Genomic DNA, 16,141 nt, shown 5'->3' with positions numbered 1-16,141 from the left:
CCTGTAATCCACGCTACGTCCCGGGCAATCGGACTGCCATGGTATGAATTTCTCCAGCCGATACGCCCGGCGAACCTGCCTCACGGTCTGTTTGAGGGAGATATAACCGGGTAGCCGGAACACGGTTCGGGACGTAGGAGTCGTGATGGCGAAGGTAGCCGAGGGTGTGGTGCGGACGTTGATTCCGGCGCGGATCGACCGGTTGCCGTGGTCGAGGTTCCACACCAGGATGGTGGTCGCGCTGGGGGTGGCGTGGATACTCGACGGGCTCGAGATCACGGTGGCCAGTGCGGTCGCCGATACGCTGACCAAGCCGGAGACACTGAACATGTCGTCGGCCGCGGTGGGCCTGGTGGCGACGGTGTATCTGGCCGGTGAGGTGGTCGGCGCGCTGCTCTTCGGGAACCTTTCCGACCGCCTCGGGCGGCGGAAGCTGTTCCTGATCACGTTGGGCATCTACCTGATCGGCAGCGGGCTCACCGCGTTCACGCTCGGCAACAGTGGCGGCTGGGTGTTCTTCCTGTATGTGACGCGTTTTGTCGCCGGAATGGGGATCGGCGGCGAGTACGCGGCGATCAATTCCGCCATCGACGAATTGATTCCGGCCCGATTCCGCGGGCGCGTGGATATCGCGGTGAACGGAACCTATTGGGCCGGTGCGGTTATCGGCACGATCGGTACCTATATCCTGCTCAACCACATGAGCCTGTCGACCGGATGGCGGCTCGGCTTCCTGATCGGTCCTGTGCTCGGTGTGGTGATTCTGCTTGTGCGGCGCAATCTTCCGGAGAGCCCGCGCTGGCAGATCATGCACGGTCGCGCACAGCAGGCCGAGAAATCGATCAGCGAGATCGAGCACGAGGTCGCCGCGAGCGGTGTTACCTTGCCGCCGGTCGACGAGCAGCGGGCCATCGAGATCAAACCCGCCGATCGGATCGGCTACGTGACGCTGACCAGGGTGCTGTTCCGTGAGTATCCGCGGCGCGCGATTCTCGGCGCGAGCCTCATGATCAGCCAGTCGTTCCTGTACAACGCGATTTTCTTCACCTACACGCTGGTGCTCGGCAAGTTCTATGGCGTGCCGTCCTCCGCGACGCCGATCTATCTCATCGCCTTCGCGGTCGGCAATCTGGTCGGGCCGCTGACGATCGGCCACTTCTTCGACACCATCGGCCGGCGCAAGATGATCGCGGGCACCTACATCGTTTCCGGTGTGCTGCTGACGATTTCGGCGATCCTGTTCTACGCCGACGTGCTCAACGCGATCACCCAGACCGTCTGCTGGTGCGTCATCTTCTTCTTCGCCTCGGCGGGCGCGAGCGCCGCCTACCTCACCGTCTCCGAGATCTTCCCGCTGGAGGTGCGCGCCAAGGCGATCGCCGTATTCTTCGCCATCGCACAGTGTTTCGGCGCACTCGGCCCGGTCGTCTACGGCGCGCTGATCGGCGAGGGCACCCACCCGGCGCGACTGTTCATCGGCTACCTCCTCGGCGCGACCGTCATGATCACCGGCGGCCTGATCGCCCGCTTCCTCGCCGTCGACGCCGAAGGCCGCTCCCTGGAAGACATCGCCCTCCCCCTGGCCGCGACTCGAAGGGCCGCGACGAGAACGGAGGGCGCGGGCTCCCCCTTCTCCACCTGAGTCCGGCGAAATCGTCACCGCCACAGGGAAGGGCGTGGCGAGCGCACCGGCGTTCACCGGAACCGCTCGCTACGCCCTTCCGCACCTGAATCAGGTGTGCAGTGCCCGGAAGACCTGGTGCAGTTGTGCCTTGTCCTCGAATCCGATTCCGGGAGTGTCGGTCAGGCGCAGGCGGCTCTTCTCGATGACAGCCGCGTCGGCGAATCCGCCGGTGGGCTGGAACTCGCCGGGGTAGGACTCGTTGCCGCCCAAATGCAGTGCGGCCGCGATGTGCAGCGAGAACTGGTGTCCGCCATGGGGAATGCAGCGGCGGGCCGACCAGCCGTGCTGGCGCAGCATGTCCTGGATGCGCAGGTATTCCACGAGCCCGTAACCGAGCACCGGATCGAATTGCAGGTAGTCGCGGTCCGGGCGCATGCCGCCGTAGCGGATCAGGTTGCGGGCGTCGGGCAGCGAGAAGAGGTTCTCACCGGTCGCCAGCGGTCCCGGGTAGCGCTCGGAAAGCGTTGCGTGCAAAGCGAAGTCGAGCGGGTCACCGGGCTCCTCGTACCAGAACAGCCCGTACGGCGCCATGGCACGGCCGTATTCGAGGGCGGTATCGAGATCGAAGCGGCCGTTGGCGTCGACGGCCAGCCGCGAGCCGTCGCCGTCGAGCACCTCGAGCACGGCCTCGATGCGTTTGACGTCATCGGCCAGGCTCGCCCCGCCGATCTTCATCTTCACCACGTCGTAGCCCTGCTCGAGGAAACCCCTCATCTCGTCCTGGAGCTGGGCCAGCCCTTTGTCGGGTGCGTAGTACCCGCCCGCGGCGTAGACGAAGACGTCGTCGTCGGGTGCGCCGAGACCGTAGTGCTGCGACAACCATTGATAGAGCGGCAGCCCCGCCAGTTTCGCCGCGAGATCGAACAGCGCCATATCGATCACCCCGACCGCGACCGAGCGCTCCCCGTGCCCGCCGGGTTTCTCGTTGCGCACCATCACATCCCAGGCGCGGGCCGGATCGATCGCGGCGCCGTCGTCGGTCAGCAGTTGCTCCTGATCGGCGCCGAGCAGCCGGGGAATGATCCGGCGGCGCAGGATCTCCCCCGCGCTGTAGCGGCCGTTGGAATTGAATCCGTAGCCGACGACCGGCTCCCCGTCCCTGATCACATCGCTCACCACCGCGACGATCGAGCAGTCCATGGCGCTGAAGTCGATGAACGCGTTGCTCATCGAGGAGCTGATCGGCACGACACCCTCGTGGATGTCGACGATTCGGGTCATTGTGTTTCTCCTTGAACGACTTTCGGGCGGGACAGCCCGATGGTGCGAGCGGCGAGTTCGCGATCGAGCCCGCCGGGCTCCCAGCGCGCGATCACCACGGTGGCGACGGCGTTGCCGAGCACATTGGTCAAAGCGCGGATGAGCGAGAGGAATCGGTCCACCGACAGCACCAGCGCGAGCCCGGCGATCGGCACCAGGCTGGTGGCCGCCACCGTGTTCGCCAGCGTGATGAAGGCCGAACCACTGATTCCGGCAGTGCCTTTGGACAGCACGAGGAAGACGAGGAACAGCGTGAGCTGATCACCGAAGGTGAGCGGGATGCCGTACACCTGCCCGATGAACACCACGCAGATCGGGATGACCACGGCGACACCGTCCAGGTTGAACGAAAACCCGGTCGGCACCACAAGACCGACGACGCTGCGGCGGCACCCGACCTGCTCGAGCCGCTCCATCAGCTGCGGCAGTACCGCTTCCGACGAGGACGTGCCGAGCACGACGGCCAGTTCCTTGCGCAGTACCTTGATCAGCCGCCACAGCGAGAATCCGGCCATCGCGCAGACTCCGCCGAGTATCACGACCACGAAAATGGCCAGCGCCAAAGCGGATACGCCGACCAGCTTCATCAGCGCGGTGAGCGTCTCCGGACCGTACTTGCCGACCGTCGCCGCCACCGCGCCGAAGGTCCCGATGGGTGCGAGCAGCATGATCATCCGGATCATCCGGAAGAAGATCTCGCTGAGCTTGGCGCATCCGTCGACGATCGGCCGGGAGATGGTGTCGGGCAAGCGGAGCAGCGCGATCGCGAAGATCACCGCGAAGATCAGCACCTGGATGATGCTGCCGCTGGCGAACGCGTTGACCGCGTTGTCCGGCACCATCTTCAGCAGGAACGCGCCGAACGAATTGTCCTTGGCTCCCCCGCTGACATAGCTGGACAGCTCACCGGAGGCATGCGCGGGCGGCGCCACCCCCAGTCCGGGCGGCAGCAGGTTCACCGCGGCCAGTCCGATGAGCATGCCGATCGTGGTGACCACTTCGAAGTAGATCAGCGCGCGCACCGCGATACGGCCGACCGTCTTCATGCCGCCCGCCGCGACGATTCCGGTGACCATCACCAGGAACACGATCGGCGCGATGAGCATCTGGATCAGCGCGATGAACGCCTTCGCGACCGGCTGCAGCGTCGCCGCCGCCTCCGGCGCGACAATGCCGAATATCGCGGCGGCGATCGCCGCGACGAGCACCTGGAAGCTGGTGTTGGTCACCAGACGACGCCACCGTGGTGCCGGTGGTGGTGTCGTAGCCTCGGCCGCTTCGCCGATTGCCGTGCTGCTCATGTGAGTTCACCCCGGTCATCACATGTCGGAAACGAGCGTGTGGCGCAGCGCGTCGCGGTCGACCGTCAGGCCTAGACCAGGGCGATCCGGCACCGTGATCGTGCCGTTCACCGGTTTCGGCGCGTCCGGGAACAGCAGCTCACCGACCTGCACCATCCCCAGATGCCATTCGAGAATCCAGCCGTTCATCAGCCCGGCCAGGGTGTGCAGATTGAACAGCGGCCAGCCGCCGCCGTGGGCGAGCGGCAGGTTGTAGATCTGCGCGAGGTGCGCCGCCTTACGCGCCTCGGTGAAACCACCGCAGTAGCAGACGTTCGGCTGCAGGATATCCACCGCCTGGTGCTCGACCAGTTCGCGCAGCCGCCATCGATGACCTTCCATCTGCCCGGCCGCCAACGGAATTCGGGTGCGGGTGCGCAGATCGGCCATCGCGCGCGCGTCGTTCTGATGCAGCGGTTCCTCGAACCAGGTGAGGTTCGTGTCCTCCACCGCGCGACACAGGTATCCGGCCTCGGCGGGGGTGAACAGATAGTTGGCATCGATCATCAGGTCGATATCGTCACCGACCTCGGCGCGCACCGCGTGGATACGGGCCGCGTCCTCCCGCCAGCCCTTCTTGTCCACGGCCACCACGAGCTTCAGCGCCGTATTGCCCTGATCGAGTTGCAGCCTGGCCGCTGCCGCCAGGGTCTCGCGGTCGTACTGCGGGAAGCCGAATGTCACGTAGACGGGCACCTCGGTGCGCGCACCGCCGAGCAGGCTGGCGACGGAACGTCCAGCGGCCTTCCCCTTGATATCCCAGAGGGCGATGTCGAGTAGCGACAGCGCGCTCGACACCACACCCGTCATCGTCCGGGGATTCAGTGTGCGCCACACCTTCTGGTGCACCGCCTCCACCTCGCGCGGATCCATGTCGACCACCGCGGGCAGGAAGTGCCGCTCCAGGGCGACCACCACGGACCTGGCCAGGAAGTGCCCGGTGAGCGCGACGCCGGTGAGGCCCTCGTCGGTTTCGACCTCGCAGAAGACGAACTCCTTCTGCTCCTCGCGCCCGTAGCCCCTGACCTGCTCGCTGAGTAGCGGCACATCGATCGATGTGGTGTGCACGCTGGCCCGGATGTCTTTGATCTTCATTCCGTCCTCCTTCGTTTCTCTCGGACGGTGCACAGAGCTTGCGCCGTGAATTGTCAACTGTCAACGATTTGCAATTGACAATTCACCGTGCGAGAATGCCGATTTGTCCATCCGAGCTACCGAGCGGAGACCATGTCCGAACACACGGAGGCGATGTCGGCGCTGCAGCGCCGGGTGGCCGAACGCCAGGCGAGTTCTCTGCTGCAACTGATCTCCGAGGACCTCGAGCAGATGATCATCACCGGCGCGCTCACCGGCGGTGACCGGATCAACGAATCCGCGCTCGCCATGCGCCTCGGCGTGAGCCGGGGACCGATCCGGGAGGCGCTGCGCCATCTCGAGCGCAGCAGGCTCGTCGAATTCCGCACCAACAGAGGCATGTTCGTGCGCGAGATCTCGGTCGAGGAGGCGGCCCAGCTCTACGACATTCGGGCCAGCTTGTTCGGCTTGGCCGGACGACTCGCCGCCGAACGGGTCACGCCCGACGAGGCAGCGGCCCTGCGCGCCAAGGTGGATGAGCTACAGCAGGCCATCGCCGAGGTCGACGACTACTACCCGCGCAACGTCGACCTGCACCGCGCCCTCGTCGCACTGTCCGGCAACCCGCGACTGGTCGACCTCTACGACGACGTCTCCAAGGAACTGCACCTGTTCCGCCGCCACGGCCTCGAAACCGATACCGCCCGGACCACATCCAACCATCAGCATGCCGAGATCCTGGATCACCTGGCGGCAGGCGATACCACCGCGGCGGGGCGGCTGATGGAAGCGCACATCCTCTCGGGCAAGGAGCGCATGCTCGCCGCCGTGCACGAGGGCGGCAAACCGCACCATTAGCTCACCGATCCCAGGCGCGGGTCGGCCAGTTCGGTCAGCCGCGCCAGGTCGCTGCGAAGCAGCTGGTTGTCTTGGCGCAGTAGGTGTCTCAGTGTTCGCGTGACGTCGGAGTCGTAGCGCAGGTCCTCGGGGGAGATCTCCGCGGCCTTCGCGAGGGTGAAGACGGCGCCCATATCGTCGTTGCGGCCGGCCAGGGCGGCGGCAACCATGATGTGATATCTCGCGCCACGTCCGGCGAGGTGCTGCTCAGCGCCGTCCATCCCCCTGGCGGCCGCGATCACCTTGTCGAAATCGTGGCAGGCCAGCGCGATCTCCATGCGGGTCAGCGCGATCTCGGTGGGGCCGAAGTCGATACCGAGCGCCCGGCGCGACCCGCCGAGATGCCGTGCGGTGCGCACCGCCGCGGCAAGCAGCCGATCCGCCTCGACGGTATCCGACAGCGCGGCCACGGATTTCGCGGTGACCAGCTGCAGCGCGCCGCGCAGCACCATCTCCTCGGCGGTATCGCCGTCGCGGATCAGCCGCTCGGCGGCCGTCGCGAAATCCCGCCCGGTATCCGGTTTCTCGAGGTGCAGTAACGCCTCGGCCATATGCCAGGCACCCGCGGCGAGCACCGTCGGCCGATCGTGATGTGCGGTCGCGGCGACCGCCCGATCCGCGACGAGCACGGCGAAATCGTTGGCGCCAACCGCCGTAAGCAGTTGCCTGCATAGGTGATACGCGCGGATCAGCAGTTCCCGCGAATCGCCGCCGGTACGCCAGTGCCTGCCGCGCACCGCGATCAGCAGCGGCGTCAACCGCTGCGCGGTCTGGGTGAACCGCTGCCACGAACCGGACCACAGCTCCTCGCACCGCAGCAGCTCCGCAGGCAGATTCGCCACGGCCGGTTCACCATTCGCCGCCAGCGCGGGATGGTCCATGATCGCGGGACGCAGCACGGTCACCAGATCGATCGCCGCCGGATTACCCGAGCGCCGCTGCTGGACCGGCCGATCGATCAGCTCACGGAAGTCATCGATGTGCAGTACCGCCGCCAGCCGGAGGGTGACCTCCACGCTATCGAGCCGCAGCCGCCCCGATTCGATCAGCCGCAGCCATTCCTCGCTGCGGCCGACGAGGTTCGCGACGATGCGCCGCGACAACCGACGCTGCAAGCGGCGCAACTCGATCCGCTCCCCCACCGGCATCGCCCGCGAGGGAACGCTGTGCGCGGCCCGGTCGCCGTCAGTGTCCGGTACGGAATCCGCCGGCCTGCGCACCGATACCTGCTACCCGCTCGGGAAATCGAGACATACCCTCCACCGTTCCTGGACGCCGCTTGATCGAACGGGTCTCGCCGGGCCCGAACTGTCGCCGTCACCCGATGCGAGCATCGAGCGCTATCCGAAGGCCGACCCTGGGTGGATCATGTATCGGCAATATCTTTAACGTGATTGTGACACAAGCTTATACCGTCCGGAAGCATTGCGTGATCTTGTTCCCCCAGCGTTCATTACGGAGCGAAACCGAAATCCGTGCGGCGCAGTACCGCATCCGCCGAATCGAGCGCGTCATCCTGCGCGAGGATGTCTTCGTAGAGGCGCAGCAGTGATCTTCCCGGTTCCACACCGAGTTCCTCGTTCAGGTGGTGCCTGGTGCGATGGAACAATCGCAGCGCCTCGGATTGCCGTCCTGCGCGATAGAGCGCGAGCATGAGTAACTCACACAATCCCTCACGCGCCGGATTGGCCGCGATCAACCGCTGCAATTCCGCGACGGCCCGCCGGTCGTCGCCGAGCAGTAGCTGCGCGCACACCAGATCCTCCCAGGCGAGCAACCGCCGCTCCTCCAGGAAAGCCGCAGCGGCCCTGCATCTCTCGCCGGAATGGGTGTTGAGCAGCGCGGGTCCGCGCCAGAGCACCACACCCTCCTGCAGGCACTCCAGCGCCTGCCCCGGGTCGACCGGCAGCAGCGCCGAACCACGGGCGGTCAGGTCGAGGAATCGGTTGCCGTCCACCGAATCTCGGGGAATGTCGAGGATGTATCCGTTGTACACCGCGTGCAGGGCAAGCGTCTGACCCGCGCCGTCGGTGCATCGTTCCAGCGTCTTACGTATTCGAGTGGCATTGGCCTGCAAGGCGTTACGCGCATTCTTGAGGATTTCGCGCGGCCACAGTTCCGCCACCAGTTCGTCGTAGTACACGGTCCGGCCCGCGTCCAAGGCCAGCGTCGCGAGCATCGACCGTATCTTGCTCGAACGGAGCTCGGTACGCACACCTTTGGCAACAACCGATACGGAGCCTAGTAGATCGATACGAACAGCACTCCGATGTGCCTTTTCGCTTTTTGGATCAGGAGTCTTGTTGACAACCATTGCCCATCCTGAGTCTGTGCGAGGGCACCCTCTTCTGGCCGAGTGAAATCGAGCTGTGATCCGGAGGTTTCGAAACCGAACTTTGTCAGATTACCATGACCGTCCGGTAAGGACAGTTGAATTCCCTTGCGGCTCCGCGGATTCCGCCCCAAATCGACATCGGGTACGCGATCCAAACATATTTGGGGATACCGACCATTCGGCCTGCTAAAGCAGACCGACCGCGCGGTCTTTCGTGCCGCCACACGGGCGGTCGGTCGTCGTCGCGCTCAAATGGTACGCAAGCACCACTCCCACCGCGAAGTCGGGCCCCGTCACCACAGCGCGCGGTCAGCGATTCGTCAGCAGTTCCGTCAGCGCGGTGGTCCACAGTCGTAAATGTTTCTCGAGCTTCGAAGACTCTCACAGCGATTCGGGAGCAGTTGTGTGTGATGAATGCGGTTCGGCCGGGTCGTTATGACGGCGCGAGATTTCCTGCTCGAGCACATCACCCAGGCCTGGTTGGACGGGAACGGTGAAGGCCTGTGCGCGGATACGCCATTGCTCGAGCTCAACATTATTTCCTCGGCCGAGGTCTTCGACCTGGTCCACTCGATCCAGGCGGAATACGGTATCGCGATCCCGCTACCCGAGATCAAGCCGGATAACTTCCAATCCGTCGATATGATCGCGGATTTGATCGAGCGTTATCGAAAGCAATAAAAGGGGCGTCCGATGACCGTATCCGAAGTTGTTGTCACGACGGCGATGCGCTACACCCAATACCGGCGCGACCAGCTCGATCTCGATGCGGAGCTGGAGGGTGATCTCGGCATCGACTCGGTGGTGCTCATCTCGATCATCGACGACGCCGTCAAGGAACTCGCGTTGCCCACCGGCCTGGCCTCGACCATTTCCGTCGGTAGCCTGCGCGCGCTCATCACGGAGCTCGAGACTCATGCCGGCGTCGGCAACGGAGATCACGCGGCGGCCGCGAGACCCGGGGAGATATCGGAACTGGCTGTCGGAGAGGTGGATACGGTCAAGCCGCCGGGCACCACACCGTGGGACGGCCGATCGATGCGCGATTTTCTCGACAGCAGAGAGCCCGACCTGTACTCCAACGCCACCGAATTCGCCGCGCACCGGCGCGATCGCGAGGCCGAGCACCTGTATTGGTATGGCATGCCGCTCCTTTCGCGGTGTACCAACCGGGCGCTGATCCAGGACGAGCTGACCGGGCGCACCCGCGAATTCCTGATGTTCGCGTCGAACAACTATCTGGGGTTGGCGAATCACCCGGACGTCATCGACGCCATCTGCGACGCGACCCGCTCCTACGGCGCGACCAACACCGGCTGCCGCATCATCGGCGGCACCAACCATCTGCACAAGGAACTCGAGCGCAGGCTCGCGGCCTTCAAAGGACGCGATGCGTGCATCGTCTATCCCGGTGGCTACGCCGCGAACCTCGGCTGCCTCTCCGCGCTGGTCGGCGTCCGCGACGCGGTGATCGTGGACAAGCTCAACCACATGAGCATCCTCGACGGCGCGAAGATGTCCGGTGGACTGCGAAAGATCTACCGGCACAACGATATGGCCGATCTGGAGCGGGTGCTCTCGCGCAGCGCCGACCAGGTGCGCGGCATGCTGATCGCCACCGACGGCGTGTTCAGCATGCACGGCGATATCTGCGACCTGCCCGAGATCGTCCGGCTGGCCCACTCCTACGGTGCGCGGGTACTCGTCGACGACGCGCACGCGACCGGTGTGCTCGGCGCCCGCGGCTCGGGCACCGCCGAACACTTCGATCTCAAGGGCGAGGTCGATCTCGAGCTCGGCACGATGAGCAAGGCGCTGGCAGGCATGGGCGGCTTCGTCGTCGGTGACGAGGAAGTGATCGACTACCTGCGCTTCTACTCGAATTCGTATGTGTTCGCCGCGACCATTCCGGCCGGCGTCGCGGCGGGCCTGATCGCCGCGATCGACGTGATGGAGCGCGAGCCCGAGCGAATCACCGCGCTGTGGTCCAACATTCGCCGACTGCACGCGGACCTGACCGAGGCGGGCTTCGATCTCGAGCACACGCAGAGCGCGATCATCCCCCTGGTCATCGGCGACGAGCGCCGCGCCATGGAGATGGGGCGTGCGGTCAGAGCGCGCGGCCTGTTCTGCCAAACCGTGGTCTTCCCAGGGGTTCCGCTCGGCGCCGCCCGGCTGCGGATCAGTGTGACCGCCGAGCACACGCCGGAGGATCTCGCGCTGGCCGCGCAGATCTTCGTCGACGCCGGACGCGAGACCGGCGTGCTGCCCGCACCGGATCGCGTGCCGGAGGGATCGCACCGATGACCGCGCCGTCGGACGCGCACGTCATCCGGCTGCCCGCCATCACCTCGGTCGAACATGCCTTCCGGCCCGCGCTGCTCGGCCGCACCACCGTCACCTACGGCGAACTGGCCAAGACCGTGGGCAGATTGGCGGCGCGGCTGCAGCGCCTCGGCGCCACGGTGGGCGATCGAGTGGTCATCTGGATGGACAAGGGGCCCGAGTACGCGCTGGCCATTCTCGCAGCGCTCCAGGCCGGTTGCGTGTACGTCCCGCTCGACGGCGCGCACCCGGCGGCCCGGGTGCGGACGATCCTCGACGACACCGAGCCGATCGCGCTGTTCACCGACGAGCGCCATATCCCCCTCGTCACCGCGCTGACGCTGCCGGATTCGGTGCGCGCCGTGGTTGCCGTGGCCGACAGCGCCACCGCGCCGATGGTCACCTGGGGCGATTTCCTCGGTGCGGCCGAGCCGATGCCCGCGCCGCCCGCGCTCACTCCGGCGGATCTCGCCGCGATCCTGTACACCTCCGGCTCCACCGGAACACCGAAGGGCGTGCGGATCTCGCATCGCAACCTCACCGCCTTCATCGATTGGGCGCGTGCGGAATTGGCGGTCGGCCCCGATGATGTGTTCGCCAACCACGCCTCGTTCAACTTCGACCTGAGCACCTTCGACCTGTTCGTCGCGCTGTCGGCAGGCGCGGCGGTCTGGATCATCGAGGACGCGCAGGCGCGCGACGCGGCGGCGCTGGTGGACGGCATCCGCGAATACGGTGTCACCGTCTGGTATTCGGTGCCGTCGATACTGGCGCTGCTGACCGCCTGCGGCGCGCTCACTCCCGAGATCGTGCGCGGCCTGCGGTATGTGCTGTTCGCGGGCGAGGTGTATCCGAAGCCGCGGCTCAAGGAGCTGGCCGGGCTGCTCGCCGCCGGAACGCGGCTGTACAACTTGTACGGCCCGACCGAAACCAATGTCTGCACGTATCACCTTCTCACCCAGGCGGATCAGGACTCCGACGATCCGCTGCCGATCGGCCTGCCGGTGGGCGATGCCATCCTGCACCTCGTCGACCCGGACGGGAACGCGCTGACCGAGCCGGATGCCTTCGGCGAACTCGTGGTCGAGGGCGATTGCGTCACCCCCGGATATTGGCGCAGGGACGGCGATCCGATCGCCGAACACCATCGGCGGCACCGGCATCCGACCGGCGACCTGGTCGGCCGGGTCGACGGCAGGCTCGTCTATCACGGCCGCAAGGACCGGATGGTCAAACTGTCCGGCTACCGCATCGAACTCGGCGAGATCGAATCGGTCGTGGCGCGCCATCCGGCCGTCGCCGAGGCCGCGGTACTGGTCACCGGCGAGGGCGCCGACGCGCGACTCGCCTTGTACTACACCGTCCGTGCCCAGATGGACCCGCCGTCGCTGATCGATCTCAAACAGCACTGCGCGCGGCACCTGCCCCGGTACATGGTGCCGCGCGCGGCCACCGCCGTCCACGCGCTGCCGCGCAATACCAACGGCAAGGTCGATTACCGGCGTCTCGCAGAAAGGACCCGGCCGTGAAGTTCACGACCCTCACCAAAGTCACCACGGACAGCAGTCTTCCGCTGCTGCTGTCGATGGCGCGCAGTTTCGTCACGCCGCTGTACCGCGCCGCCTTCCTCACCGGCGCCGTGAGCAGTGGTGTGCTGCAGCGACTCTCGGGGCGCGGCGCCGACGTGGACACCCTGGCCGGCGCGCTCGGCATCACCGACGACCGGCAGCTGCTGCGGGCCTGGCTCGACCTCGGGGTCCGCATCGGCGAACTCGCCGTCGACACCGGCACCTACCGCCTGAAGAGCCGCACAGCGAAAGCCCTTGCGCTGCCGCGCAACGACACGGTCGCCGCGGCGCTGGAGGAGGTCGTCCGCTTCCATCTTCCGGTGCTGCTCAACGCGCCCGCCATGTTGCGCAGCGGGCAGCGGCTGACGATGGCCGATCAGGACGGCGCGATCATCGCCCGCTCCAGCCGGGTGGTGCAGCCCTTCGTCGAGGAGGCCATCGAGCGGGTGCTCGATCGGGCGGCGCCGCTGCGACTGCTGGAGATCGGCTGCGGCAGCGGCGATTACGTCCGCTACGCCGCGCAACTCAATCCCCGGCTCACCGCGCTGGCCGTCGACTACCAGGCCGAGGTCGCCGCGGCGGCGGCCGCCAACGTGACCCGCTGGGGCCTGTCCGATCGCGTCGAGGTCAGGCAGGCCGACGTGCGCGAGCTCGACCTCGAGCCGCAGTTCGATCTGATCACGATGCACAACAACATCTACTACTTCCCGGTCGAGGAGCGGACCAAACTGCTCGAGCAGGCGCGCTCCCTGCTGGCACCCGGCGGGCGGCTGCTGCTCACCACCGCGTGCCGCGGCGGCAGCCTCAGCGTGGAGGTGCTGAGCCTGTGGTTCGAGTACGCCGATTTCGGCGGCGCGCTGCCCGAGGCCACCGAACTCGCCGATCAGCTGCGCAAGGCCGGATTCGGCGATGTCGCGGTGCGACGGCTGATCCCGGGTGACCAGTTCTGCTCGTTCGTCGGCGGCAACACCGCGGGCACGACCAAGGAGCACAGCGCATGACCGCCTCCGAACAGACCGCGCGCGACCAGATCACGGTGCTCGGCGGCGCGAACCCGGTCGACCCGAAGTTGCTGGGCGGCAAGGGCGCTCGGCTCGACGAGATGATCAGGGCCGGGCTGCCGGTGCCGCCCGCCTTCTGCCTGACCACCGAGCTGTTCGACAGCTTCCTGCGCGGCCTCGATCTCACCGCCGAACCCGCTGGCATCCGGGAGACGATCCTGGCCTGCGAGATCCCCGAGCAGATCGCGAGCGCCATCGCCGAGGCCTATGAGCGGCTCGGCCGACCGCGGGTGGCCGTGCGCTCGTCCGCGAGCAAGGAGGATTCGGCCGCGTATTCGTTCGCGGGACAGCACGACACGGTGCTCGATATCGCGGGCGAGGAGGCGCTGCTCGAGGCGGTCAAGGCGTGCTGGGCCTCGCTGTGGTCCGACCGCGCCGTCGCCTATCGGGACGCGGCCGATGTCGGTTCCATCGCCGTCGTCGTGCAGCAGATGATCGACGCCGACGCCGCCGGTGTGCTGTTCACCCGCGACCCGATCAGCGGCCGCACCGACCGCTTCGTGGTCGACGCCTGCTGGGGACTCGGTGAGGGGCTGGTCTCGGGCCGGGTCACCTCCGACTCCTTCGTGATCGATCCGGCCGCGCTCGAGGTGATCGAGCAGAACGTGCGCTACAAGGTGACCCGGTGCGCGCCGGTCGGTTCGGGCGTCGTCGAACTGGTGAAGGTGGACGAGGCGTTCCGCAGCGTGCCGTGCCTGACCGACAAGCAGCTGCTGAAGCTCACCGAACTGGCGACGCGGGTGCGCGATCACTATGGCGCGGAACAGGATATCGAGTGGGCGCTGCGCGACGGCGTCCTGCACCTGCTGCAGGCCAGGCCCATCACCACCAGTTCGCCGCAGACCGCGCGGCTGAGCCCCTACAACGATCCGCAGCCCGAGGCCGTCGAGCGCGGCACGTTCTGGACCAGGATGGATATCGGCGAGATCTTCACCGGAGTGATGACGCCCCTCGGTCTTTCGTTCGCGCGGTACTACCAGGACAACGTGCACGGCGACTGCGTCGTCGGCACCGGCGTGCGCGACCGTGGCGACATGTCCGTGCACATGGGCTACTTCCAGGGGTACGTCTACCTGAACGTCTCCTACACGGCGCACGTGCTGAGCCAGACCCTGGCGACGCGGGATCAGCGGCCGTTCGACGAGCGCTTCGCCAGCGAGGAAATCGATCTGGCCGACTACCGCAATCCCTACGGCTCCTACCCGCTCGGCCTGTCCTGGCTGCGGTCCTCGCTGTTCTGGCTCCGGACCGCGGCACACGAATTCCGCGACACCAAGCAGCGGGCCCAGCGGATGACCGACTCGCGCCAGTACGAGTTCGACCGTGCGCACCGCATCGACCTGACCAAGCTCGGCCATCGCGAACTGCACGACGAAATGCGCCGCCGCCTGGCGTATTTCCACGATATGAACGTCGGCTACATGCCGTACTTCCTCAACGCCTTCGGGTTCTACGGGATCCTGGAGGCGATGTGCGATGCCTGGCTCGGCGCGGCGGGCGAGGGACTGCAGAACCACTTCAAGACCCAGATGTCGAATCTGCGGACGGTCGAGGCGGCGCGCGAGGTCTGGGAGCTGGCGCAGGCCGCGCGCACACAGCCGAGGGCGCTGGAGATCATCCGGGCGGGCTCGCCCACCGATGTCGCGGCCAGGCTGCAGGCCGACGAAGCGGGACAGGCATTCTGGGCCGCCCATATGGAACCGTTCCTGCGCGAGAACGGAACTCGCGCGCATCAGGAGATGGAGCTGACCCATCCGCGCTGGATCGACGATCCAGCCTACGTGTTCCAGATGATCCGCCGCTACGCCGAGGAAGGGTTCTCGATCGACAACGTCCTCGGCACCACCCGCGATCCCCGCGCGGACGAGGCGATGCGTGCCGTGGAGCGGCTGCCCGGCCTGAAGCGCCGTGCCGTCAAAACCGCGCTCTCCCTGTATGAGACGTGCAGCACGCTGCGGGAGACCGCGCGCCTGGCGATGATCACCTCCATCTGGCTGGTCCGCTCGGTCGTCTACGAGGTGGGCAGGCGGTTGATCGAGGCGGGTGTGCTCCGCACCGCCGACGAGGTCGCCTATCTGGACTTCGCCGATGTGCTGCGCTACCTGGACCAGCAGCGCGATCCGCGCGAAATCTTCTCCCGCACAGCGCTGGAGGAGGCACGGCGCACCTTCCAGAACTACGCCAGGCTCCCCGCGCCGCCGCTGAGCATCATCGGCGAGTGGGACGTCACCGAGTCCGTGCGGCCGCTGCCGGACGGTGCGCGGCTGCCCGGCCTCGGCACCAGTCCCGGCCGCGCGGTCGGACGGGCGCGCATCGTCGAGGATCTGGCCTGGCAAGCCGACGAATTCCAGCCCGGCGAAATCCTGGTGACCCAGTACACCGATTCGTCGTGGACTCCCCTGTTCGCCATCGCGGGCGCCATCGTCACCGATATCGGCTCGATGCTCTCGCACAGTTCGATCGTTTCGCGGGAGTTCCGCGTGCCCGCCGTGGTCAACACCAAGCACGCCACCAGGGTGATCAAGACCGGCGATCTGCTCATGGTGGACGGTGATCGCGGCGTGGTCGAGGTGATCGACGCATGAGCGGGTCAGGCC

The 16,141-nt window shown here is 66.5% G+C and carries 12 protein-coding genes; 7 read left to right on the top strand and 5 right to left on the bottom strand.

The genetic code is table 11. From position 1 onward, the window contains the following. Positions 1-145: 145 nt before the first annotated feature. Positions 146-1,642, top strand: a complete 1,497-nt coding sequence (locus ACIG5A_RS02525) for an MFS transporter (protein ID WP_397236879.1) — start codon at positions 146-148, stop codon at positions 1,640-1,642. Between the two features lie 90 nt (positions 1,643-1,732). Here the strand turns inward: ACIG5A_RS02525 and ACIG5A_RS02520 are convergent, their stop codons facing one another. From ACIG5A_RS02520 to ACIG5A_RS02510, 3 genes are read right to left on the bottom strand one after another with little or no spacing between them, the layout of a single operon-like run. Continuing rightward, positions 1,733-2,905, bottom strand: a complete 1,173-nt coding sequence (locus tag ACIG5A_RS02520; RefSeq protein ID WP_397236877.1) for a mandelate racemase/muconate lactonizing enzyme family protein — start codon at positions 2,903-2,905, stop codon at positions 1,733-1,735. Further along, a complete protein-coding gene (locus ACIG5A_RS02515; protein ID WP_397236875.1) occupies positions 2,902-4,245 on the bottom strand; it encodes a cation:dicarboxylate symporter family transporter in 1,344 nt (447 codons plus the stop codon). Before ACIG5A_RS02515 ends, ACIG5A_RS02520 begins: the two co-directional genes overlap by 4 nt. An 18-nt stretch (positions 4,246-4,263) precedes the next feature. After that, positions 4,264-5,379: a mandelate racemase/muconate lactonizing enzyme family protein gene (locus ACIG5A_RS02510; RefSeq protein WP_397236873.1), complete on the bottom strand. Its 1,116-nt coding sequence runs from the start codon at positions 5,377-5,379 to the stop codon at positions 4,264-4,266. A gap of 132 nt (positions 5,380-5,511) precedes the next feature. Here ACIG5A_RS02510 and ACIG5A_RS02505 point away from each other — a divergent pair, with 132 nt between their 5' ends. Then, positions 5,512-6,216: an FCD domain-containing protein gene (locus tag ACIG5A_RS02505; RefSeq protein ID WP_397236871.1), complete on the top strand. Its 705-nt coding sequence runs from the start codon at positions 5,512-5,514 to the stop codon at positions 6,214-6,216. Here ACIG5A_RS02505 and ACIG5A_RS02500 read toward each other — a convergent pair. Continuing rightward, positions 6,213-7,403 (bottom strand): helix-turn-helix domain-containing protein, encoded by a 1,191-nt coding sequence (locus ACIG5A_RS02500; RefSeq protein WP_397236869.1) that lies wholly within the window; start codon positions 7,401-7,403, stop codon positions 6,213-6,215. The two genes, ACIG5A_RS02505 and ACIG5A_RS02500, sit on opposite strands and share 4 nt — an antisense overlap. A gap of 305 nt (positions 7,404-7,708) precedes the next feature. Then, positions 7,709-8,434, bottom strand: a complete 726-nt coding sequence (locus tag ACIG5A_RS02495; protein ID WP_397236867.1) for a BTAD domain-containing putative transcriptional regulator — start codon at positions 8,432-8,434, stop codon at positions 7,709-7,711. Positions 8,435-9,004: 570 nt separating this feature from the next. Between ACIG5A_RS02495 and ACIG5A_RS02490 the strand changes: the two genes are divergently transcribed. The 5 genes from ACIG5A_RS02490 to ACIG5A_RS02470 are packed head-to-tail and all read left to right on the top strand — an operon-like array spanning position 9,005 to position 16,129. Then, entirely contained in the window at positions 9,005-9,271 is a 267-nt protein-coding gene (locus ACIG5A_RS02490) for a hypothetical protein (protein WP_397236865.1), read from the top strand. Between the two features lie 12 nt (positions 9,272-9,283). Then, the gene (locus ACIG5A_RS02485; protein WP_397236863.1) at positions 9,284-10,897 is read left to right on the top strand and encodes an aminotransferase class I/II-fold pyridoxal phosphate-dependent enzyme; all 1,614 of its coding nucleotides are present in this window, start codon (positions 9,284-9,286) and stop codon (positions 10,895-10,897) included. Next, entirely contained in the window at positions 10,894-12,444 is a 1,551-nt protein-coding gene (locus ACIG5A_RS02480; RefSeq protein WP_397236861.1) for an amino acid adenylation domain-containing protein, read from the top strand. Before ACIG5A_RS02485 ends, ACIG5A_RS02480 begins: the two co-directional genes overlap by 4 nt. Beyond that, positions 12,441-13,484: an SAM-dependent methyltransferase gene (locus tag ACIG5A_RS02475; protein ID WP_397236859.1), complete on the top strand. Its 1,044-nt coding sequence runs from the start codon at positions 12,441-12,443 to the stop codon at positions 13,482-13,484. The genes ACIG5A_RS02480 and ACIG5A_RS02475 overlap by 4 nt, the downstream gene beginning before the upstream one ends. Beyond that, positions 13,481-16,129 carry a PEP/pyruvate-binding domain-containing protein gene (locus ACIG5A_RS02470; protein ID WP_397236857.1) on the top strand — a complete coding sequence of 883 codons (2,649 nt, stop codon included), beginning with the start codon at positions 13,481-13,483 and terminating at the stop codon, positions 16,127-16,129. The genes ACIG5A_RS02475 and ACIG5A_RS02470 overlap by 4 nt, the downstream gene beginning before the upstream one ends. Positions 16,130-16,141 lie beyond the last annotated feature (12 nt).

Origin of the sequence: Nocardia sp. NPDC052566 (assembly GCF_044547285.1) — a bacterium.
In the GTDB taxonomy this organism is placed as follows: domain Bacteria; phylum Actinomycetota; class Actinomycetes; order Mycobacteriales; family Mycobacteriaceae; genus Nocardia.
This window is presented reverse-complemented; position numbering and strand designations above follow the sequence as displayed.

Coding starts and splice junctions, on each gene's coding strand:
- ACIG5A_RS02520 (WP_397236877.1), bottom strand. CDS start 2,905: ATGACCCGAATCGTCGACATCCACGAGGGTGTCGTGCCGATCAGCTCC.
- ACIG5A_RS02485 (WP_397236863.1), top strand. CDS start 9,284: ATGACCGTATCCGAAGTTGTTGTCACGACGGCGATGCGCTACACCCAA.
- ACIG5A_RS02490 (WP_397236865.1), top strand. CDS start 9,005: ATGCGGTTCGGCCGGGTCGTTATGACGGCGCGAGATTTCCTGCTCGAG.
- ACIG5A_RS02505 (WP_397236871.1), top strand. CDS start 5,512: ATGTCCGAACACACGGAGGCGATGTCGGCGCTGCAGCGCCGGGTGGCC.
- ACIG5A_RS02500 (WP_397236869.1), bottom strand. CDS start 7,403: ATGCCGGTGGGGGAGCGGATCGAGTTGCGCCGCTTGCAGCGTCGGTTG.
- ACIG5A_RS02515 (WP_397236875.1), bottom strand. CDS start 4,245: ATGAGCAGCACGGCAATCGGCGAAGCGGCCGAGGCTACGACACCACCA.
- ACIG5A_RS02480 (WP_397236861.1), top strand. CDS start 10,894: ATGACCGCGCCGTCGGACGCGCACGTCATCCGGCTGCCCGCCATCACC.
- ACIG5A_RS02470 (WP_397236857.1), top strand. CDS start 13,481: ATGACCGCCTCCGAACAGACCGCGCGCGACCAGATCACGGTGCTCGGC.
- ACIG5A_RS02510 (WP_397236873.1), bottom strand. CDS start 5,379: ATGAAGATCAAAGACATCCGGGCCAGCGTGCACACCACATCGATCGAT.
- ACIG5A_RS02495 (WP_397236867.1), bottom strand. CDS start 8,434: ATGCTCGCGACGCTGGCCTTGGACGCGGGCCGGACCGTGTACTACGAC.
- ACIG5A_RS02525 (WP_397236879.1), top strand. CDS start 146: ATGGCGAAGGTAGCCGAGGGTGTGGTGCGGACGTTGATTCCGGCGCGG.